Annotated in this window: 18 protein-coding genes; all 18 read left to right on the top strand. The window is 49.3% G+C overall.

Annotated elements, in window-relative coordinates; all coding sequences use genetic code 11:
• Positions 1–3 precede the first annotated feature (3 nt).
• The 18 genes from AB4124_RS12745 to AB4124_RS12660 all read left to right on the top strand — a co-directional run bounded on the left by AB4124_RS12745 (position 4) and on the right by AB4124_RS12660 (position 21,702).
• Positions 4–408 carry a F0F1 ATP synthase subunit epsilon gene (locus tag AB4124_RS12745; RefSeq protein WP_076323984.1) on the top strand — a complete coding sequence of 135 codons (405 nt, stop codon included), beginning with the start codon at positions 4–6 and terminating at the stop codon, positions 406–408.
• A gap of 637 nt (positions 409–1,045) precedes the next feature.
• Positions 1,046–1,300 carry a DUF1146 family protein gene (locus AB4124_RS12740; RefSeq protein WP_076323985.1) on the top strand — a complete coding sequence of 85 codons (255 nt, stop codon included), beginning with the start codon at positions 1,046–1,048 and terminating at the stop codon, positions 1,298–1,300.
• 497 nt (positions 1,301–1,797) lie between these two features.
• Positions 1,798–3,144, top strand: coding sequence for a UDP-N-acetylglucosamine 1-carboxyvinyltransferase (gene murA, locus AB4124_RS12735; protein WP_441973300.1), 1,347 nt, complete (start codon positions 1,798–1,800; stop codon positions 3,142–3,144).
• A gap of 904 nt (positions 3,145–4,048) precedes the next feature.
• Positions 4,049–5,041 (top strand): stage II sporulation protein D, encoded by a 993-nt coding sequence (spoIID, locus tag AB4124_RS12730; RefSeq protein ID WP_441973299.1) that lies wholly within the window; start codon positions 4,049–4,051, stop codon positions 5,039–5,041.
• A gap of 60 nt (positions 5,042–5,101) precedes the next feature.
• Complete coding sequence (locus AB4124_RS12725; RefSeq protein ID WP_076323987.1) at positions 5,102–5,842, top strand: M23 family metallopeptidase; 741 nt, start codon at positions 5,102–5,104, stop codon at positions 5,840–5,842.
• A 263-nt stretch (positions 5,843–6,105) separates the two neighbouring features.
• Positions 6,106–6,390: a sporulation transcriptional regulator SpoIIID gene (gene spoIIID / locus AB4124_RS12720; protein ID WP_009594246.1), complete on the top strand. Its 285-nt coding sequence runs from the start codon at positions 6,106–6,108 to the stop codon at positions 6,388–6,390.
• Between the two features lie 196 nt (positions 6,391–6,586).
• Positions 6,587–7,585: a rod shape-determining protein gene (locus tag AB4124_RS12715; RefSeq protein WP_076324088.1), complete on the top strand. Its 999-nt coding sequence runs from the start codon at positions 6,587–6,589 to the stop codon at positions 7,583–7,585.
• Positions 7,586–7,618: 33 nt separating this feature from the next.
• Positions 7,619–7,855 (top strand): hypothetical protein, encoded by a 237-nt coding sequence (locus AB4124_RS12710; RefSeq protein ID WP_076323989.1) that lies wholly within the window; start codon positions 7,619–7,621, stop codon positions 7,853–7,855.
• 20 nt (positions 7,856–7,875) lie between these two features.
• Entirely contained in the window at positions 7,876–8,757 is an 882-nt protein-coding gene (locus AB4124_RS12705; protein WP_076323990.1) for a flagellar hook-basal body protein, read from the top strand.
• 65 nt (positions 8,758–8,822) lie between these two features.
• Complete coding sequence (locus tag AB4124_RS12700; RefSeq protein WP_076323991.1) at positions 8,823–9,647, top strand: flagellar hook-basal body protein; 825 nt, start codon at positions 8,823–8,825, stop codon at positions 9,645–9,647.
• Positions 9,648–9,656: 9 nt separating this feature from the next.
• The gene (locus AB4124_RS12695) at positions 9,657–9,857 is read left to right on the top strand and encodes a DNA-directed RNA polymerase subunit beta (protein ID WP_441973099.1); all 201 of its coding nucleotides are present in this window, start codon (positions 9,657–9,659) and stop codon (positions 9,855–9,857) included.
• A gap of 427 nt (positions 9,858–10,284) precedes the next feature.
• A complete protein-coding gene (gene fabZ, locus AB4124_RS12690; protein ID WP_098749219.1) occupies positions 10,285–10,716 on the top strand; it encodes a 3-hydroxyacyl-ACP dehydratase FabZ in 432 nt (143 codons plus the stop codon).
• A gap of 45 nt (positions 10,717–10,761) precedes the next feature.
• The gene (locus tag AB4124_RS12685; RefSeq protein ID WP_441973098.1) at positions 10,762–12,480 is read left to right on the top strand and encodes a phospho-sugar mutase; all 1,719 of its coding nucleotides are present in this window, start codon (positions 10,762–10,764) and stop codon (positions 12,478–12,480) included.
• A gap of 119 nt (positions 12,481–12,599) precedes the next feature.
• Positions 12,600–14,618, top strand: coding sequence for a DUF5693 family protein (locus AB4124_RS12680; RefSeq protein ID WP_441973097.1), 2,019 nt, complete (start codon positions 12,600–12,602; stop codon positions 14,616–14,618).
• On the top strand, positions 14,594–15,844 hold the full coding sequence (gene csaB / locus AB4124_RS12675) for a polysaccharide pyruvyl transferase CsaB (protein WP_441973096.1): 1,251 nt from the start codon (positions 14,594–14,596) through the stop codon (positions 15,842–15,844). The genes AB4124_RS12680 and csaB overlap by 25 nt, the downstream gene beginning before the upstream one ends.
• 5 nt (positions 15,845–15,849) lie before the next feature.
• The gene (locus AB4124_RS12670; RefSeq protein WP_441973095.1) at positions 15,850–16,608 is read left to right on the top strand and encodes a WecB/TagA/CpsF family glycosyltransferase; all 759 of its coding nucleotides are present in this window, start codon (positions 15,850–15,852) and stop codon (positions 16,606–16,608) included.
• 113 nt (positions 16,609–16,721) lie between these two features.
• Positions 16,722–17,846, top strand: coding sequence for a glycosyltransferase family 4 protein (locus AB4124_RS12665; protein ID WP_213647029.1), 1,125 nt, complete (start codon positions 16,722–16,724; stop codon positions 17,844–17,846).
• Positions 17,847–18,063: 217 nt separating this feature from the next.
• The gene (locus AB4124_RS12660; protein WP_441973094.1) at positions 18,064–21,702 is read left to right on the top strand and encodes an S-layer homology domain-containing protein; all 3,639 of its coding nucleotides are present in this window, start codon (positions 18,064–18,066) and stop codon (positions 21,700–21,702) included.
• The last annotated feature ends 76 nt before the right edge of the window (positions 21,703–21,778 follow it).

Below are 21,778 nucleotides of genomic sequence, written 5' to 3'. Positions count from 1 at the left end.
GAAGTGAGCACCATTTTGTTGGAAATCGTAACGCCGGACCGCCTGGTCTACTCTGAGCAGGTGAACAGTGTTACGGTGCGTGGGGTCGAGGGAGAGCTGGGCATTTTGCCAGGTCATATTTCCTTCGTTACGCCGCTTCAGATAGCGCCAGTTTATGTGAAGATTGGCAACCAGAGAACCCCGTTTGCGGTACAAGGCGGTTTCGTCGAAGTCCGTAAAGATAAGATTGTCATCCTGGCGGAAAGCGCAGAGAAAGCGGAAGAAATCGATCTGGAGCGTGCGGAAGCCGCGAAGGAAAGAGCTGAGACCCGTCTGCATGCGAAGGGAAGACAGGATGAAGTTGACCACCGTCGCGCGGAAATGGCTCTGCAAAGAGCGATGAACCGGATTAAAGTGACGCGGAACTAATAAGGTAACGAAGACAGCTTGCTGTAATTTTCAGCCAAGCTGTCTTTTTGTGTTCTATTTCTATTAGTAGCCAATAAGGTGTTGAGCATTCATAGATTTCAGGTATAACCTAGCATTAAAGAGAGAAAGAGGTTATTTTTTATGGTTATCTCTCTGTCTGAACCGCATATCTGAGGGTACATAGTGGGCCGATGGGGCCAATGGTATACATGGTTCTGCTGGTGGCATGAATGGGTCCATAGCCATCAATTACTCTTAGAAAGGACCTGAGACATGGATTGTTTTGATACATAAATATTCTTCTTTTTGTGATAACGTCATCTCAGCTATACACGGTCTGTGAATATCATTAATTTCATAGATGGGTATTTTTTTGTTAAACCGTCGGTATAAATAGAAGTTCGAGATATAAAACTACACTATATGATTGGCTGTTGGATGTTTTTTGAAGTGAAATTAATGGGAATTCTAACTTCTCCTAATAGCGTATAAATGATCGTTTTGGGAGGTTGTCGAGAAACTTTATTATTTCCGAGGAAATGTCGAATAGAAAGTGCTGGATTCTTAGCCGCCAGCCAAGTATTATAGAAGAGTCGGTCCTGAACAGGGCAGGATAATTTATGAAGGAGGAGGGAGTATGAACCAGGATTTATCTAATTCAATCAGTGCTGTTGGTGTTAACGGATTCTTGTCTATTGTCGTTTCGCTGATCTGTATCGCACTGGCTTGGTGGGCATTACAACAAGTAAAGCTGGATTTGGTTGTCCGTCATCCAAAAGGGCCGCAGGGAAAGCTGTTGCATTTGCTGCTGGCAGTGGTGCTTGGACGATTCGTGGCTGAATTCCTAATTGACTATATTACATGGAGTCAAATGATCCGATATATGTTTTAGAACGGGAATGAGCGTCATACATAACACAAGGTGCTGCAGTTAGTAACGAAACATTTGTTGCACGAGGTTATGTGCTTGGCGATAATTTACTCGTCTGTTTTAATTGCGGCATGAATGGTTATATCTCTGTTAGGTTGCTTGGGGAGAAGATGTCGAATAAACGCATTTTATTATGTTAACACTTAAAATAAGAATTTGATCGGGCGGACGGTATGACTTCCGGACTATAGAGTTCACCCGGTAATTGTTATGCATTGACAAGTGCTGGTCGGTCATGGTACCTTTCGAAGGTCCATACTGCGGATAACAGATGCTTCATAAGGTGGCATCATGGATTTCTGATACCTGATGTAGACACCGAATCAGATGTCATAAATAGTTCGAAAATCGCTTGTTTAGCGGAAATCACTAATGTTAAGATGAAAGTTAGGGAATTAGCAACAACTAATCACTAACACACGCAATCAGGAAAATTATGGACGCGGAGGGAAACCATGATGAGCAAATTTATCGTCCGCGGTGGCAAAAGACTGACCGGAAGCGTCAAAGTCAGCGGAGCAAAAAATTCAGTTCTTCCGATCATCGCTGCCTCTCTACTAGGGGAAGTTGGGGAAAGTGTTATTATTGACGCGCCTCCTCTTGACGATGTAATTACAATCAGTAAAGTATTGGAGTCGCTTGGTGCGGGCATTACATATCAAGATGAAGTGATACGTGTGAATGCAGAGCACATAACGACATGTGAAGCGCCTTATGAATGGGTGCGGAAGATGCGGGCGTCTTTTCTGGTCATGGGACCTTTATTGGCACGTTGTGGACGAACCCGGATTTCGCTTCCCGGTGGATGTGCTATCGGCACAAGACCCATTGATCAACACCTAAAAGGATTTGAAGCTCTCGGGGCTGAGATTAGCCTCGGACAAGGATATATTGAAGCTAAAAGCAATGGCAGATTGCGTGGGGCGAAGGTCTATTTGGACGTAGCCAGCGTAGGTGCTACTGAAAATATTATGATGGCTGCTACATTGGCTGAAGGGATTACGGTAATCGAAAATGCGGCGAAAGAGCCGGAAATTGTCGATTTAGCGAATTACCTGAATGCAATGGGCGCCAAAGTTCGCGGTGCGGGCACGGGTGTGATTCGTATCGAGGGCGTTGAGAAGATGCATGGCGTTAAGCATAACGTAATTCCTGACCGAATTGAAGCAGGCACCTTTATGGCTGCGGCTGCAATCACGGGCGGTGATGTGTATGTCGAAGGAGCCATTGCAGACCACCTTGGACCGGTTATTTCCAAGATGGAAGAGATGGGGATTACCATTGAACCGGACGAGAATGGAATTCGCGTTATCGCTGACAAACCATTAAAGTCAGTTGATGTGAAAACCTTGCCTTATCCTGGGTTCCCAACCGATATGCAGTCCCAGATGATGGCGCTTTTGCTGGTTTCCGAAGGTACAAGTGTTGTTACGGAAACGGTATTTGAAAACCGCTTTATGCATGTGGACGAATTTCAGCTGATGAATGCGGAGATCAAAGTTGAAGGACGTTCTGCCATCGTTACGGGCGGCGCTAAGCTTAAAGGTGCCAAAGTAACGGCAACGGACCTGCGTGCAGGAGCTGCCTTAATATTAGCCGGGCTTGTATCGGAGGGGACTACCGAAGTTGGCGGCGTACAGCATATCGATCGCGGCTATGTTCATTTAGCGGAGAAGCTGTCTGGACTTGGCGCGGATATCTGGCGTATTTCGACGGAGGACCAGAGTTCGGAGAAGGTTTCGAAAAAAGCGGCAAGCGAAGCAGAAGACGCAAAAGTTTTCAAAGTTCAACCTACCTGGGTGTAACAATCAAGATTGACCTTGATGATCCAGGATAGACCACAATAGAGTGTAGAAGAAGGGGCTTTGCCGATAAGGGCGAAGCTCCTTCTTTTTTGTATGTAAACATAATTCCGACTAGCATTGATTCTCTTACGTTGAGATTCCGGATGACTAGAGACTCTTTGCTAGCTTGCTTGCAGTTAGCGTCATCGTTTCTTCATCTATGTGACTTTTTCCTTTCTCTTAGAATAGTTCTATCAAATGCCCGTATCTCATAAGTATAAGTAGAGCGTGATGGAGCATAAGCCAGAGGTATATTCCAGGGGAAAAGGCACAGGAGGGAAATGCAATGAAAGATTCGAAGGTTCGGGTAAATCTGAGCACGGCAGGAAAAAAACGAGCGATCGATCCAAAAGATGTTCTGAAAGAAGAAAATCCTCAATCATACCAGGTGCCATCCGAAGGATCGGCTGCTCCCGTGTTGAAGTGGGATTTTCCCGGTGAACTTGAGAAGAAAGCCGGATCAACTGAAGAACATAGTTATGAATCGAAACAGGATAAAAAGGATATAGAGGAAGGGCCGCTCGGGCACCGCGGCCCGGGGAGAGCGCCGGACGCCTTCGGCGAGTCCGGCCACAGCCCGCGGGCGGCCCATAGGCCGCCGCCCGGCCGCCCCGCTGGCGCGCCTGCGCATGGCGCCGCGCCAGCCCCCGGCGGGCCAGCGGCGATGCCGCAGGGCCCGCATCCCGCGGCCGAGCCGCAGCGCTTCGCGCAGGCGGCAACGAGCCGCGTGCCGCGCGGCGGCCGCACGTTCCGTGTGCGGCCTGCGCGCTGGGGGCGCCGCGGCTTTGCCGCGCGGCGCCCGGCCACCGGAAGGCGGCGGGTGCGGGTGCACCCCGCCGTCTGGGCCGTGGCGGTGCTGCTGGCCTTGGCGCTGGCGCTGCCTCTGCTGGTGGTTGCCCCCGGCAACAACGCACCAGAGCCGCTGCCGCCCGGGCCGGCGCCGCTGCCTTCCGCCGAGCCGCAGGCGGCGGAAGAGCCCACGGTATCCGTCTATGTAACCAAGACGGATACCGTGGAGGAACTGCCGCTGGAACAATATCTCGTCGGCGTCCTGGCCGCCGAGATGCCGGCCGAGTTCCAGCTTGAGGCACTCAAGGCCCAGGCCATTGCGGCACGGACCTATATCGTGCAGCGGCTTGCGTCCAGGGACCGCAGCGGCGTGCCGGACGGCAAGGCCGTGGTGACCGATACGGTCAGTCACCAGGCTTATATTGCCCAAGACGAACTTACGAAGGGATGGCAGCGGCTAGGGAAAGAAGCAGAGCTGGCGAAGCTCCAGCAAGCGGTGAAGGAAACGGCAGGAGTGGTGATGACGTATGAGGGTCAACCGATTACGGCTTCTTTTTTCTCCACCAGTAACGGGTATACCGAAAATTCAGAGGATTATTGGAAGAACGAGATTCCCTATCTGCGAAGTGTAGAGAGTCCATGGGATAAACAGATTTCACCGAAGTACAAAACAACAATCACGATGCCCCGTTCGGAATTCATAGGAAAGCTCGGCCTGGCGGATGGGGCCGTACCGGTATCGGCAGGCGGGGATGGGGGGGCTTCTTTTTTGAAAGTACTCTCGTATACGCAAGGTCATCGAATTGAGAGCGTACGGGTTGGCGGCAAGAAGTTCACCGGTCGCGAGGTGAGAGAGAAGCTGGGGCTTCGGTCCAGCCAATTCACCCTTCATATGAAAGACGGCGAGATGGAGATAACGACCTACGGCAATGGCCACGGCGTGGGCATGAGCCAATACGGAGCAGAGGGCATGGCCCGCGAAGGATATGAAGCGAAAGAGATTCTGGAGCACTATTATACGAATATTTCTTTTGACAAAACTTCAAATCTTCTCTCTTCAAAAAAATAATAGTTAGATTACGTATAAAAGAGTTGACCCCGGTAACAATGGTTACTGAGGTGATTGCAAATGAATGAACAGAACAAAAATAGTAAACCCCACGAAGAAACTCCTAAAACTGTGCAAGGAGATTCGGCGGTACCGTCATCTTCGTGGAAGAAAGCATTATCCAAACGGTGGGTGTTCCCGGCAGCATACTTAGCAGCAGCGGCAATTATACTAACCCTCGTGTGGGTCTACCAGGACGCCAGCCAAAAAACGCTGAAGCCACAAGGGGAAGAAACAAGTGTATCGGGATCGGTACAAGGTTCAGAGAAACCTGCTGCAACGGAAGGCAATGATGGAGAAGCTGTAGAAGTGACGGCAAATGCGCAATCGATGATTTGGCCGGTAGCGGACGACGTGGCAGTCAGCATCGTCAAGCCTTACTTTGATGAGACGAACCCGGAAACGCATCAAGAGGCGATGGTGCAATACAATGACACCTTCACGCCGAATCTGGGAATCGACTTGGCCGCTGCAGATGACACGATGTTTGAAGTTCGTGCCGCACTGACAGGTAAAGTGACTCGGGTCGAGAATCATCCAGTTAACGGCAACGTCGTGGAAATTACGTCGGGTGATACGAAAACCGTGTACCAAAGCTTGAACGAAGTGAAAGTGAAGGAAGGCGCTGAAGTGAAGCAGGGCGATTCCATCGCGACTGCAGGACGCAGTGAGCTTGAGAAGGATCTCGGCAACCATGTGCACTTCGAAGTGTACGAGGGCGGGAAACTGGTCAACCCTGTGAGCGTGCTTCCGCAAAAATAATTTCATTTCTTTGTAGCCATGCGCCCACCGCGCACTTGAAGAGGGCAGGATCTTGTGATCCTGTCTTTTTTTTGTTGCGGGTTTGGACGGCAAGTCCAACCCTTGCTGCGCCTTGTTTTGTGGACATTTTAGACTTGTCCATCACGGGCATGTCCAGAAAATAAATGAGTCCAAGTAAGCTTGTCAGCCCTTGAAACCGCGAATATCCCGTCATGCCCCTCATATAATGTACCAAACTATCCACACAGTAGGGAGGCGGGAGCGTGCACGATTACATCAAAGAGCGGACCATTAAGATCGGACGCTGTATCGTGGAAACGAGGCATACGGTTCGAACTATAGCCAAAGAATTTGGCGTGTCGAAGAGCACGGTGCATAAGGACTTAACCGAACGTCTGCCGGAGATCAACCCGGACCTGGCGGATCAGGTGAAGCACATTCTCGAATACCACAAATCCATCCGCCATTTGAGAGGCGGAGAAGCTACCAAGATCAAGTACAAAAAAACCGGCAGCAACCGTGAACCGGTGGCCACGGCGAAATCCTGATTTTTTAGGGCTTTGGTCGCTAGATTGGCGTTGAATCCCTCCCCTAAAGTATGATATGTTAAAAGCTGGTATAGGATCGAAATATGGGACCTGTTTTGCCGAAGATCATCATCGCTTGCTAGATTATGTCGAAGGATGGTTCGGTACAGAGAACAGACTCTTTTACCATAAAATAACACTTTGGGGGCTTTTCATGATGTTGAGCAAGGATATTGGAATCGATCTCGGAACGGCGAACGTGCTCATTCACGTAAAGGGGAAGGGGGTAGTGTTAGACGAACCTTCCGTTGTCACTATTGAGACCGACGCCAAACGAGTCCTTGCCGTCGGTGAGGAAGCACGGCGCATGATCGGGCGCACTCCCGGCAACATTATTGCGATCCGCCCGCTGAGGGACGGGGTCATCGCCGACTTCGAAATAACGGAAGCAATGCTGAAGTACTTTATTGATCGCGTGGGCGCGCGCAGTTGGCACAGCCGGCCCCGAATCCTCATCTGTGCTCCGACGAACATTACTTCGGTAGAGCAGAAGGCGATCCGGGAAGCGGCTGAGCGCAGCGGCGCAAGGGATGTGTTCCTGGAAGAAGAACCGAAGGCAGCGGCAATTGGCGCAGGGATGGATATTTTCCAACCGAGCGGTAACATGGTTGTGGACATCGGGGGCGGCACCACGGATGTGGCCGTCCTGTCCATGGGCGATGTCGTCACCGCTTCTTCGATTAAAATGGCAGGGGACAAGTTCGACGAGGCGATTATAAAGTACGTGAAGCAAAAATATAAATTACTGATCGGGGAACGGACTGCAGAAGATTTGAAGATGGCGATCGGAACGGTTCGTCCGGGCGGTAGACAAGCTGAGATGGATATTCGCGGACGCGATATGGTATCGGGACTGCCGTTTACCGTAACGGTGTCTTCAGCCGAAGTGCAGGAAGCTCTGTGGGATCCGGTGTCATCGATCGTACTCGCAGCCAAATCCGTATTGGAGCGGACGCCGCCGGAGCTGTCGGCGGACATTATCGATCGCGGCGTCATATTGACCGGCGGTGGCGCACTGCTTCATGGTTTGGACGAGCTGTTGACCGACGAGCTGCGGGTGCCGGTGCTTGTTGCGGAGGATCCGATGCACTGTGTGGTTAAGGGAACGGGAATTATGCTGGATAATTTGGACAAGGTCGTAAAGAAAAAGTTCTAACCTTCCGATATAGATGATAGGAACAACATGAGCATGGATTTGAATCGGTATAATCACCACGATGAAATTAGCGATCTGCTCCGCATTACATACACGCTGAACAGCAGCGGAGAGGACGGAATTGTAGTGGAAAAGCGAAGCGGTCGCCTTTGTTTTTGGATTTCAACCTTATCCAACATGGCTACAAGAAATCCAAAAACAACAGCGATTGGAAGTACAATCCGTCAGCGCAGCGGTCGTTATATTGCTAAGGTTGTTATGATTCGTTAATGGGAAGGGAAGTGCCTTCATTGTTAAGAGGTCTATATACAGCAGCTTCGGGGATGATGACCCAGGAGCAGCGACATAATACGGTGACGCAGAACATTGCTAACGTCAACACGACAGGTTACAAGGCAACGAACAGCGTACAGCGTTCATTCCCCGAAGTGCTTGTCTCCATGATCGGCGGCAATGATTCGGCGAATGCGGGACGGAAGCTGGGCAAGTTCAACACCGGTGTTTACGCTGAGGAGAGCATATCGCTTTATACCGAAGGCGCGCTCCGGGAAACGGGCAAGACAACAGACTTTGCGCTGGTGTCCTCTTTTACGGTACAGAATCCGGCAACAGGCCAAGCTTATCCGTTTGATGCTTCCGGCAGATACGTGGATGAGAACGGCGAGGTGATTTACCGGCCGGAAGGTTTTTTCACTGTTCAGAATGAGAGCGGAGATATCCGTTACACCCGTAACGGCAGCTTCCGGGTTAGCCCGAATGGCAGCCTCTTGAGCGATGGTGGCTATCAGGTTCTGGATAACAATAACAGACCGATTGTATTGACAGGCTCGGCGAGTAACTTTACAGTGAATGAGCAAGGAGAAATCATGGACGCAGAAGGCAATGGGACAGGCATCATTCTCGGAGTCAGCATCGTGAGCGAGCCTCATGGACTGATTCGTGAAGGTCACGGCGTGTTCCGTATGGCCGATCCGGACGGGGAAGTGCGCTTTATGGCACGCGGTGATAACGGAGTCATCCGTCAGGGATTTATTGAGGGGTCCAACGTGGACCCAACGCAATCGATGGTAGAATTGACAGCTGCGCTGCGCGCGTATGAAACGAACCAAAAAATTGTTCAGTATTACGACAGAACGCTGGAGAAGGCGGTCAATGAGATCGGCCGAGTCTAAGTTTGTCTGTAAGTAAGCAGGCAGCACGCTGCTGTATGAAAATGTGAGCCCACGGGAGGTAAGTGATGAACAACTCGATGATTAGCGCCATGGTGTCGATGAATGCCCTCCAGCAGCGGTTGGATGTCATTGCGGACAATATAGCAAACGTCAATACGGCTGGTTATAAAAAAAAGGAGGCTTCCTTTGAAGATGTGCTGACGCAGGTTCAGCGGCATCACAAGGATTTCGACCGGACGGGCCGTGCGACACCGCTTGGCTATACACTCGGGTATGGCATGAGACTATCTTCCGTTGTGCAGAACATGGAGCAGGGAGCCATGAAGGAAACCGGAAATCCGCTTGATCTGATGATTGATGGACAAGCTATGTTTGCCGTTCAGGGAGATGGCGCGATTGGATATACCCGCGAAGGCGGATTCCATGTATCTCCGGATGCTCGTAACCCTAACAACCTGCTCCTGGTCAATTCACAAGGCTATCCTGTACTTGACGTGAACAATAAGCCAATCTCGCTTCCGGCCAAAGGGAAAGTTGCCATTAACGAGAAAGGGCAGATTATCGTGGAGACCCCCACGGGACGTACGGCTCCTTATGCAACCTTGAAGCTGGTCGAGCTTGAGCGTCCGGAGGGCTTGGTCGCTGTCGGCGATAACCTGTTTGTCGTAGGAAACGGTTTGGCGGAAGGCGATGTGTTCGATTTAACACCGGCGGCTCCAGGCGAGCCTCTTAAATCGAAGGTATTGTCCGGATTTATGGAACAATCGAATGTCAATTTGACCGACGAGATGACCAAAATGATGGAAGTTCAGCGGGCCTACCAGCTGACAGCGCGTGCGCTTAGTTCAAGCGATACCATGATGAACCTTGCCAACACAATGCGAGGGTAGGTGGGCATCATGAGTGAAGCAAAGGCCAATAAACGTTCCAAGACATCCGGATGGAAAATCGCTGTCCGTATCATGATTCCTGTATTGCTCGTATTGGCATTATTCGGAGGCATGGTCTTCGGATATGTTGTCCTCGGCGATCAGGAGCTCAGTGAAGTGTTTGAATGGGGCACATGGAGGCATGTTTTTGATTTAATTTTCGCACCGTGACGACAGGTCAGGGTGAACACAATTTCTTGAGATTAGATACCAAACTCCCTTTAAGGGAGTTTTCTTTTTTTGGGGTTAAACGGTATAATGGGATGGGACTTGCGTATTAACTTTGTCATTTCATGACAATGGACGGATGAATGTAAAAGGGCCCTCTCCTCGTACACAAGTGTCCGATTGGAGAAAGCCCCTTATCTAAAACCTTCACTTCTGCAGCGGTGAAGGATATCCATCATTTTTTCCGCAGATCCTTCTTTTTATGCATATGATCTGAAATTCGTTAAGAAAACCTCAAGAGAAAGCATGACACAACCGTAAATAATACCTCCCGCGGCTTGAGAAAGCGCACAGCGGCAGCAAATGGAACGAACATCCCTTTTCAAACGCTATGCTTGGCGGGTACGTACATAAGGAGGATTTTAATACTATGTTAAACATCAAACAGATTCAAGAAATTATTCCCCATCGCCCCCCATTTTTGCTGGTCGATAAGATTGTGGAGATTGAGGACGGCAAACGAGCGGTTGGCATTAAGAACGTGACGATCAATGAACCCTTTTTTGTCGGGCATTTCCCTGAATATGCCGTTATGCCGGGAGTCCTGATTGTAGAAGCTTTGGCGCAAGTCGGCGCTGTCGCGATTCTCAATGTAGAGAGCAACCGGGGAAAGCTTGGCTTCTTGGCGGGCATTGACGGTTTCCGTTTCCGTGGGCAAGTAGTACCAGGAGATACGCTGCGGCTGGAAGTCGAGATCACTCGCTTGAAGGGCATGATTGGTAAAGGGAAAGCAACCGCGACGGTGGATGGACGTGTAGTTGCCGAGGGAGAGATTATGTTTGCTCTTGCGGATAAGGAGTAATTTTCAGACTATTCTTGTTTGGATGAGGAAGGGAGACTTTTTTTCATGTCAGAGATGAGTCAGAGAACAATCGATACGCTGCAACGTTGGTTGAATGATCCTTATGTAGATGAGGAGACGAAACAGGAACTGCGTTCACTCGAGCACGATACCAAAGAGCTGGAGGAACGGTTTTATCGTGATCTGGAATTTGGAACGGGTGGTCTGCGCGGCGTTATTGGTGCGGGCAGCAACCGGATTAATAAATATACGGTAGGTCGCGCAACACAAGGTTTTGCACAATATATTCTGGAGGCTCATGGCACCGCGGAGGGCAAACCTTCTGTTGTCATTGCCCATGATTCCCGGCATTTCTCGCCGGAATTCGCGTTAGAGGCTGCTTTGGTTCTGGCCGGAAACGGGATTGTAGCGAAGCTGTATCCTTCCTTGCGTTCAACGCCACAATTGTCATTCAGCGTGCGTCACTTGGGTGCTACCGGAGGGATTGTTATCACGGCAAGCCATAATCCGCCGGAATACAATGGTTATAAGGTGTACAACCGTGAAGGCGGCCAGTTGGTACCGCACGAAGCAGAGAATGTGATTGCCCGGATACAGGAGGTCGATTCCTTCTCCGCGGTCAAAAGGCTGTCTCAAGCTGATGCAGAGGCTCAAGGTCTGCTGGTTTGGCTGGGCGAAGCGGAGGACCAGGCTTTTGTGGATACGGTGACGAATGTCAGCGTGAATCGGGAACTTATCGCATCCAAGCTTGGCGAGGATTTCAAGATCGTATTTACGCCGCTCCATGGAACAGGGCAAGCACCCGTAGAGCGTGTGCTGCGCAACATCGGCTTTAAGCATATTTATGTCGTTCCGGAGCAAGCCGAGCCGGATGGAAACTTCTCTACCGTTAAATCTCCAAATCCGGAGGAGCGGGAAGCTTTCACACTGGCGATGAAGCTTGGTGAGGAAGTGGGAGCTGACATTTTGATCGGGACGGATCCGGATGCGGATCGCATGGGGGCTGTCGTGAAGAATAGCCAGGGCGAATACGTCGTTCTGACAGGCAATCAATCCGGCGCAATTATGATCCACTATTTGCTGGGTCAATTGAAGGAAGCGGGTAAGCTGCCTAATAATGGTGCGGTTATCAAGACGATCGTAACGAGTGAGATGGGAGCGGCGATTGCCGAGCATTATGGTGCCACCGTCTTGAATACATTGACGGGCTTCAAATACATTGGTGAGAAAATGACCCAGTTCGAGGAGTCCGGCAGTCATACGTATCTGTTTGGTTATGAGGAGAGTTACGGCTATTTGGCTGGCAATTATGCCCGCGACAAGGATGCGGTATTGGCCTCGATGCTGATATGCGAAGCAGCCGCCTATTATAAAGCACAAGGCAAGACCTTGTACGATGTGCTGCAGGAGCTGTATGAGCAATTCGGTTATTTCCTGGAGGCACTGGAATCCCGGACGCTCAAGGGTAAGGATGGCGTCGCCCAGATTCAAGCGAAGATGTCTGATTGGCGCGACAATCCACCTGGGGAAGTCGGAGACGTGTCGGTTAAGCAGGTGCTTGATTATGTGGAAGGCCTGGACGGATTGCCAAAGGAAAATGTGTTGAAGTATTTGCTTGAAGACGGATCTTGGTTCTGCCTGAGACCTTCCGGTACCGAGCCGAAGATCAAAGTGTATTTTGCCGTGCGCGGCGAATCCCTCGCCGATGCGAAGCGTAAAATTCAATCGCTCTCGGATCAAGTCATGGCCCGGGTAGACGCTTAAACATAGATACATTTAATGAGAGAAGAGAACGAAGGGAATTTACGATGGTTGCTGCAAGGCCCAAGAGGACTGTTGCCCTCCATCGTAAATTTCCATAGGTTCGATGAGGAGGTACTTTCGTGGTTCAGAATTGGAAACGCTGGAACACAGCAGCCCGCAAGTGGCTGTGGATTCTGGTTGTTCTTGGCGTTGCAGCGGCCCTGCCGGTAGGTTATGACCGACTGCAAACAGAATCAACATCAAAGAACGTCGAGTTGGTGTTTGATTATCGGGATTTGTTGGATGTCGCGGTATATCAATCTAAGCCGCAGGATTTTGTATCCGAGCAGCTGGATCGCCTGAAAGACGCTGGCGTAATCAGTATGGCGCTATATGAAAGCACGCTGGACGAGCTGGTGAAATCGCGGCGAATATCGGTATATGACGGGCAGCAGGTCGCCGATCTGACAGGTACGACGGTCTCCCCGAACGAGAATTTTACGTACGTTTCGTTCCTGAACGAGGAAAGCGCGACTTTAATTAAACCCATTATCGAAGAAGCCTACACAAGGTTGGGCATTCCGGTAAGATCTTGGCAGTTCGAGCGTGGAGTGGATGGATTGGTGTTGGAAACTCCGCGATCCAATGCGGTCATCAAACCGTTGTCTCCAGACCCGATTACCATTGGCATGCTGCGAGAGAAGGGCTTTAACATTGTGCCGCGTCTGTCGGACAGTCTTCCGTATGACCAGGCCTATATGGAGAAGCTGATGGCCTACTTCGCGGAAAACGGCGTAAAACGAATTTTGTTTGAAGGTGATTCCGCCAAAGGCTTCAACGATAATGCCGACATGAAAAGCTTGGATTCCTTTGGTGAACTTTTGAACCAACATGGTATTGGCCTCGTGGCGATTGAGAATATCAAGCGCCCGCAAAAAGGATTTACGAAGCTAGCCTATTTAACAGATTACAATGTAACCCGTATTTATTCCTTAAGTGAGCGGGATGCTAATCTGGAGCCTGAGGTTATTGGAGACCGTTTTGCTCTGGCTTCCAAAGACCGTAACATTCGAATGTTCTATTTAAACGCAGAGCCAAGCCGGGATATGACCAAAGCGTCTGTTACCCACCCGCTGGATAATCTGATTGACAGTTTGACAGGTTCGGGTCAGGCCATTAAGCAGATAGAGGACAATGGTTTCACCATGGGTCCAGCAGAGCCGTTTAAGGTAACCGACTCTTCCTTGCAGCGTTACTTCAAGCTTGGGGCTGTCGTCGGAGCTGTAGCTCTGATTGCGCTCATGATTTCATATTACATTCCGTTCATTACGATTGCCGCTTTCCTGATCGGGCTTTTGGGCAGTGCGGGATTATATGTTCTGAAACCGACATTACTTGAACAGGCCTTAGCTCTATTAGCTGCAATCAGTGCTCCAACGGTTGCCGTCATTCTGGCCATTCGCAAAGTCAATGAAACGCAGCAGAGCATACCGGACATGAGTTCTGGCAGAAGAGTGACCCATTCGATCGTATTATTGGTAAAGACTACGATCTTGTCGCTCGCAGCTGTACCGATCGTTGTAGCGTTATTGAATAATGTGACCTATATGCTCGTTCTGGACCAGTTCCGCGGCGTGAATTTGCTGGCTGCGGCACCGATTGGGCTCATTGCAATCTACGTAGTACTGTACCGCGGTGGATCGACTTATAACTCAATCCTGAAATTGCTTAAAACACCGATCTCACTGACATGGGTTATCGCAGCCGGTATTGTAGCTATCGTTGGTTGGTACTATCTCACACGTACAGGTAATGCAGGCAATGTGTCCTCGATCGAAATGACATTCCGTACATTCCTGGAAAATACGTTTGGCGTACGTCCGCGTAACAAGGAGTTCTTGCTGGCCCATCCAATGATGGTGCTTGGCGTCTTCCTGTCATTTAAATACCGTCATGCCGTTTACCTGCTCATTATTGGTGTGATGGGGCAGTTGTCGATGGTCGGAACATTTACGCATATTCACACGCCACTCTATATTTCGGCTATTCGCGTTGTACTGGGTCTTGGACTCGGCTTAATTATCGGATTGATCGCGATATTGGTATGGCAAGTGGCAGAAAGGATCTGGAAACGATGGTCTCCACTTCTAAAACAATAGTCATTTCCGGATACTACGGATTCAAAAATAGCGGTGACGAAGCGGTCCTGAAATCCATCCTGACCGCATTGGAGCAGGAAGGAAAGGCGGCGGGAGTTAATATCAATCCCGTTGTACTTTCCATTGACCCGGAATGGACCTCAGCGGTATATGGGGTGAAGTCCGTACACCGGATGAAGCTGGGTGAAGTTCGACAGGCAATCAAGGAAAGTGACGGCTTGATCAGCGGCGGAGGAAGTTTGCTGCAGGATGCTACCAGTCCGAAAACGATCCCGTATTACCTGGGCGTCCTCAAGATCGCGCAGTGGCTCGGTAAGCCGACGTTTATTTATGCCCAGGGTGTAGGTCCGGTCAACCGTAAGCTGTTTTATCCGATGATTCGCTCGATCTTCCGTAAATGCACGTATATCTCGGTGCGTGACATGCAGTCCGGCGAACTGCTTCAGTCCATGGGAATATCAGGGGAAGCCATTCACGTCGTACCCGATCCGGTGATGGGCTTGCCGCTGCCAGAGGGCGAGGGTGTTCATCAGAGTGATTCCAACCCGGTATTGACTCTGGAAGAGAACGGTGTTGCATCAGTTTCTTCTATAGAAGAAGAACATCGTGAATCATTCGAAGAACCTTTTGTGCAGTCCTCATTATCAAATCGTGAGATGGAAGGGGAAGGTTCTCTGCCGGTTATCGGTATTTCGGTTCGATATTGGCATCCGGAACGCAAAGAGCTGAAGGCTGTTGTGGAAGGGTTAAAGGCATTAGCCGCACAGCGTCCGGTACATCTTCGTTTTCTCCCTTTTTATCAGCCGGAAGATCTTGAGGCTTCGCAGTTTATTGCTAGCGGCATTGGCGATATTTCCAAGAATGGTTCGAACATCAGTTTCTATCGTGATGAGAAGCAGCCGCAGGACATGCTGCGAGAGGTTAGCCGTTGTGATATGATATTGGGCATGCGCCTGCATAGCCTGATCTATGCCGCGAATCAGCGCGTGCCACTGCTCGGAATTTCCTATGATCCGAAAATCAATCACTTTTTGAAGCGGCTTGGCAGCGAACCTGTGGGAAGCAGCGAGTCCCTTGACGCGGATACGTTAAAGGATCAGATGCTGAAGCTGCTGGATGATGCAGCGGCATGGAAAGCGGAGCACGGTGAGCAGATTGCCGTATTGAAACAACAGGCTGCTCTGCCTGCACGCCACATTGCCCAATATTTACGCCATAGAGGATGATAAACATGAAACAGACCTATCCATTTCCTACCGTATCGGTGTTCGACGTTCCATTTTCCAAGCTAAGCATGAAAGATACGGTGAAATACCTGACAGAGGCTGTGCAGTCGGGGCAGCCCCACCATGTGATCACGGCGAATCCGATCATGGTGATGACCGCCGTCAACCATCCTGAATATAAACAGATGATGCAAAGTGCTGAAATCATCGTTCCGGATGGCACGGGGATTGTTTGGGCTGCCAGTGTAGGGGGCGAACCGCTGGAAGGGCGCGTTACCGGCTTCGAGCTGTTACATGAATTGTTGAAGGTCGGGGAAACCTATAGATGGAAGTTCTTTCTGCTGGGAACCACCGCCGAAGTGATTCAGGAAGCGGCCGAAAGGTTACAAATGCAATATCCGGCTGCCATTATATGCGGCTATCGGGACGGTTTTTTTGGACCAGATGAAGATGCTGCCGTCATTGAACAGATTCGGGCAGCTTCACCGGATATTTTGTTTGTTGCCCGTGGTGCGGACAACCAAGAGCCTTGGATTGCCCAGCATAAACAAGCGCTTCAAGTTCCGGTTGTTATGGGGGTCGGAGGATCTTTTGATATTATCTCCGGCAAACTGAAGCGAGCACCGAAGGTATTCCAAAAGCTGCGTCTCGAATGGTTTTACCGTCTTCTGAAGGAGCCTACACGTTACAAAAGAATGCTTGCGCTGCCGAAATTCGTAGTGAAAGTGCTGCGCGAGAAAGAAAACGTAACGAAAACGAGCTAAATGGCTCATTTCTGTGGGTAAAATCCGGGATTTCACCGGAAATTGGTATTGGTTTTCGGACCCGAAGGGAGTATAATTCAACCGGTAGACAATATTGGGGGTCGAATGATTACATGTTAATGATATACATCATCGGGTTTATCATATCGCTGACGCTCGCTCTGCTCTTAACGCCGCTTGTGAAGAAGTTTGCCGTTAAGATTGGTGCCGTTGACGTTCCTAATGCCCGCAAGGTTCATACCCGGATCATGCCCCGACTCGGGGGACTCGGCATCTATCTGGCTTTTATTATTGGACTGATTGCAGTTCTTCCTTTTCTTCCAGATAGCCTGTCGCCTCGCGATGCCAACTTTATGAAGGCATTTCTAATCGGCGGTTCCATGATCGTATTGATCGGAGCCTTGGATGATCGATTTGAACTTTCGGCCAAAGTGAAGTTTTTGGCTCAAATTGCAGCTGCTTGCGTAGTTGTATTCGGATTTAATATTACCGTGGACTTTGTAAATATACCGTTCCAGGACCGGTACTCTATGCTGGAGAGCTGGGTATCGATTCCACTGACAATCTTCTGGATTGTCGGCGTAACCAACGCGATTAATCTCATTGACGGACTTGATGGACTTGCAGCCGGTGTATCGGGAATTGCGATCGGTACGATTCTGGTCATGGCGGTCCTGATGGGCAATACCACTGTTGCCTTGCTCTGTCTGCTGCTTCTCGGCAGCATTATCGGGTTTCTATTCTTCAACTTTCATCCGGCCAAGATTTTCATGGGGGATACGGGCTCATTATTCCTTGGATTTTGTTTGGCCATGCTATCCCTGCTTGGATTCAAACAGATTGCCATTGTATCCTTCATTACGCCGCTGATTATTATCGGTGTTCCGTTGTCTGATACGTTTTTCGCTATCATCCGTCGTAAAATCCAGAAGAAACCGATCTTCGCTCCAGACAAAGGACATTTGCACCACTGTCTGCGCGAGCTAGGATTCAGTCACCGTCAGACGGTGTTGATCATTTATGTAATTGCCGCATTTTTCGGCGTACTGGCTGTCATTCAATCTTCGGCTGCCATGTATGAAGCAAACTGGGTAACCTTCGTCGTTATCTGCGTTATGATGTGTTTCATGCAGATCGGTGCTGAAATTATCGGACTGGTCGGCAAGACCAAACGGCCGATTCTTGGATTGATCAACCGTATGCGAATGAAGGCAAATCCCGAAAGTCGCTCCAAGTAGAACTTATTCTTTTTCATGATGCGTCCGGATCGGACATGCCAGCCTCACCCAAAAAGGGTGAGGCTTTTTTGTGATTTTTGCTAAATAATAGGACACTCGTTTCCGATATATGAACTATGCAATAGAACCAATCTGTCAGTGAAAGCGAGGGGACCCAGTGAACGACGTAACACCCAAAACGGACTCCAACGTCCGAATGATCAAGGAGGCACAACCGTTGAAGAAAAATTTCCGTACAATAGCAAGCCTGTTATTGGCCATTGCTATGTTCTTTTCCCTAATTCCGGCTTTACCGGCTTCAGCTGCAAATGGAGCCTTGTATTTTCACTTTTCAAATCTAAGTACGGATCCGAATTCCCCAACACCGGAGAACCGGAATTCTATTTCTGTTTCGGGTACCTACAACGGCATTAACCCGAATACCATCTCGTATGAGATTAAACGCTTTGATGACACAACCACAGGCGGAACAGGTGTTAAGCCGATTCTTGACGAAGCAGCGAATACGTTCGAGTTCCTGAATGTCCAATTGAATCAGGGCGTGAACAAAATCATCGTGTCCGGTATGAGCACGCAAGGTCAGCAGATGAGTGCCACGGCCTATGTGAAGTTTTCCGACGTACCGGCTGTTTATGAAGTAGCGCTTAGTGATGGACGTGTCTTGGAAGAGAATGCTTCCAAGCCAGTTGTCGTTACCACACAGACGGTTAGTATCTCGGTAAAAGCAACTAATGGCTCCAAAGGCGTGACCGTTAACGGGATGGCCATGTATCCGGGCGGTGGCGATACGTTTTACTCCGCAGGGATCCAATTGCAGAAGGGTGTCAACGATCTGGTGATCGTCGTTAATTCGGAATCGAAGACCCAGACCATTAATAGACAGGTCGTATACCATCCGACAGGCTCATTGACGGTCAATCAACTGCAGATTGGTAACACCAAGATCGATGGGCAAGCCGTTGTAACTGGTAATGTTAACGGCGTCATCTCCGGTTATGTTATCATGGATGCTCCTCCGGCTGGTACGCCGGCGGTACCGCCAACTCTTGAAGTATCCGTATTTCCGACAGGATCCACGGTGCCAATCATGAGCTCAAATGCAACCGTAGGTGCAGCAAGCCTCCTAGGAAACAGCTTGATGTATCCTTTTACATCCACTGGCTCAGTTAGCATCACACAGAGTGGAGAGTACTTTGTTTATACTAAGGACACTACCACTGGTTTCGATGTGAAAAATCCTTTCACTTATCGCGATGTCAATGCACCTACAATTAAGCAGGTGTATCAGCTATACGGTGTAACAGAGAGTGGCGGAACGGTATCAGCTACCTCCCAGTCCATTTTTCCAAGCGGTAACGATACCGTCCTGAACGAATTGCCAATCTACTTAATGGTGGAGCAAGTGAACGCAGGTGATGTTGAGATTGAATCGAGCAAGGGCGGCGGTACGATTGCTCAGAAACTTACCTATAATGGCCACACGGTTTTCAAAATCACGAACCTGCCTTCAGGACAACAAAACCTGATCGTCAAGGTCAGCAATGGATCGGGCGTCTCCGATACCAAGGTGATCCCGGTAACGTTCCTGTCCTCCACTTATATTGATATTTATCATTTGTATAACAATCAGGTGTTTAAGAATAGTACAGATTTTAATCAAGTAACGGGTCGGATTGTGAACTACACGGGAACATCAGGACTTACGATTTCCTTGAATGGTAACACTCGCGATCTGCCAGTGAGCGGAAATGGCGAGTTCAGCTTTACAGATACGACGTTCCTGCAGCTGATCCCAGGTCCGAATACTTTGGTGGTCGCTGACAAGAGCGGAAAAATTTCGACGAAACTAACTCTGCTGTATTTTAGCGACACCCGTTCGATTATCAAGAACATGATTCCTTTCCCTGTTGGTTCCGGAACAGAATCGGATCCAGATGGATTGTTCAGAGAAACGGCCAAGAATGCTTACAACACATATGAAAAGGCTCTGGGTCTTCGCTTTGAAGTGGAATACACCGATGAGATCACGGTGAACCTCAGCCATCCTACGCCATCCATCTTTGCAGTCTTTACCAAAGACAATACAGGAACCTGGACTCTCTCTGGAGGGGCACTGAAGACGCAATTGGATGCCATTAATCAAGCGGATCACAGCCTGTACTATTCCATTGTAAATGGTTCAAACTCCAGCTCTGCCCGCGTTGTATTTAAAGAACTCGCGCTTCCAGAGGTTGGATTGCAGGCAATCAGCATCGGTTCGCGTTATCAGTCGGTTACGACTACAGATACCATTGAAATTACTCGTGAGCGTGCGCCTTACGAAGTTCTTTCTCCTAGGCTCCCTAACGAAGGAGTTTTGAAACAGAATTTTGTAGAGGTAAGCATCAAGGCTGAAGGAGCTAATTCCATTCTGATTGGTAAAACGCCAATGGTGAAATCCGAAATTAGCGACATTTTCCGTCTTGAGGTCAAGAACCTGAAAAACGGTAAAAATACGATTAAGTTCACGATCGAACAAGGTACCAAAAAGACAAGCGGGCAATTCGTTGTAACGTACACGGATGATGCAACCGAAGGCTCTCAGTTTAAAACAAATATTTCGAAGTCGGGTAAAGTTAAAGTATTTAAGGGTGATTTGTCTCTTTCCTTGCCGAAAGGCACGGTGCTTCAGCAGGCAAAATCAAGTCCGAATGCAGAAGTGCCCACGATCAATTTGCTCGGCGAGCATGACATCCTGTTTGGTATTGCCAACCAGATCGATGGGCGGACCGTTAAGGCTTACAATCGGATCGGCGAAATCGAGAACGGTGTAGAAATGGATGGACGCCTGTCCCTCATTCCAGGGGATAACAACAATGCGTTCCGTTTCACTCCGGCAGCCCATTACGGTTATTCATCCCCTCTTTACTGGCTGGATGCGGGTTCGCTTAATGCATACAGCAGCAACGTAGAGGACTTTAATGTAAAAGCAGCAGCGCATCCGTACGCAAAAGGGAATGAATTCCATCAACGCTTGATTCCCCAGAACTGGATGGAGTTGTCCCAAAAAGGTACAATTACCTTGAAATATGATTCTGCACTGGTGAACTCGGCTTCCAGCAACTTGGGCATTTGGTGGTATAACCCGTCCCAAGGTACTTGGATCAACATCGGCGGGAAAGTGGATGCCAAGAAGAAAACTGTTACGGCTCCATTTAAGGGATTTGGTTATTACGCAGTTAAATCCTTGCGTTATAGCTACTCCGATGCGATCTCGCATAAGACGGCCCGTAACGATATTGAATTGATGCTGGCCAGAGGATACATGAAGGCGTCCAAGACGGATGCATTCGGCGTGTATGATCCAATGACTCGCGGTGAATTAGCTACTATTATAGTGAAGCTGCTGGACATTCCGTTGGATTATGATACCGATAAGAACAAGCTCACTTTTGATGACATTTATCAGGAAAGTGTTGTCAATAGCATGCAGTGGGATTATCGTTATATTGAGACAGCTGCCAGAAAAGGAATCATTCGCGGCATTGCGCCACGAAGCTTTGCTCCTAATATGGAACTGACTCGTGAAGAAGCGGCCAACATGATTGCACGTGCGCTCAACCTGAAGATGGGTGAGATCGAAAAAGATAAAGCAGCACTTCAAAAGCAGTTCGAAGATGTCGGCAAAATCAAATCGAATTACTCTTATCCAGCCATTCTTGCTGTAAGTAAGGCCGGCATCATCACTGGTGTTGCCAACAGCTTGAAAGAAGGCGAGAAGAAACCGACGTATAACTTCAACCCGGATGCTGTTCTAAATCGTGCAGATACGGCGACGATCGTGAAACGCATGATGAACAAACTTAAAATGATGTAGGTTATATAATAAGAAGAAACTGTAGGACAAAAGGAACGAGAGCAGACGCCTAACTTCTGATGGCTGTGCTCTCGTT

The sequence above is a fragment of the Paenibacillus sp. 2KB_20 genome, assembly GCF_052115765.1.
In the GTDB taxonomy this organism is placed as follows: domain Bacteria; phylum Bacillota; class Bacilli; order Paenibacillales; family Paenibacillaceae; genus Paenibacillus_AQ.
Note: the sequence above shows the minus strand (reverse complement) of the source record. Positions and strands in the feature narration are given on the sequence as shown.

Bases quoted from the DNA above. Each gene is read 5' to 3' on its own strand.
- AB4124_RS12740 (WP_076323985.1), top strand. From the start codon at position 1,046: ATGAACCAGGATTTATCTAATTCAATCAGTGCTGTTGGTGTTAACGGA.
- murA (WP_441973300.1), top strand. From the start codon at position 1,798: ATGAGCAAATTTATCGTCCGCGGTGGCAAAAGACTGACCGGAAGCGTC.
- AB4124_RS12725 (WP_076323987.1), top strand. From the start codon at position 5,102: ATGAATGAACAGAACAAAAATAGTAAACCCCACGAAGAAACTCCTAAA.
- AB4124_RS12715 (WP_076324088.1), top strand. From the start codon at position 6,587: ATGTTGAGCAAGGATATTGGAATCGATCTCGGAACGGCGAACGTGCTC.
- AB4124_RS12710 (WP_076323989.1), top strand. From the start codon at position 7,619: ATGGATTTGAATCGGTATAATCACCACGATGAAATTAGCGATCTGCTC.
- AB4124_RS12700 (WP_076323991.1), top strand. From the start codon at position 8,823: ATGAACAACTCGATGATTAGCGCCATGGTGTCGATGAATGCCCTCCAG.
- AB4124_RS12695 (WP_441973099.1), top strand. From the start codon at position 9,657: ATGAGTGAAGCAAAGGCCAATAAACGTTCCAAGACATCCGGATGGAAA.
- fabZ (WP_098749219.1), top strand. From the start codon at position 10,285: ATGTTAAACATCAAACAGATTCAAGAAATTATTCCCCATCGCCCCCCA.
- AB4124_RS12685 (WP_441973098.1), top strand. From the start codon at position 10,762: ATGTCAGAGATGAGTCAGAGAACAATCGATACGCTGCAACGTTGGTTG.
- csaB (WP_441973096.1), top strand. From the start codon at position 14,594: ATGGTCTCCACTTCTAAAACAATAGTCATTTCCGGATACTACGGATTC.
- AB4124_RS12670 (WP_441973095.1), top strand. From the start codon at position 15,850: ATGAAACAGACCTATCCATTTCCTACCGTATCGGTGTTCGACGTTCCA.
- AB4124_RS12665 (WP_213647029.1), top strand. From the start codon at position 16,722: ATGTTAATGATATACATCATCGGGTTTATCATATCGCTGACGCTCGCT.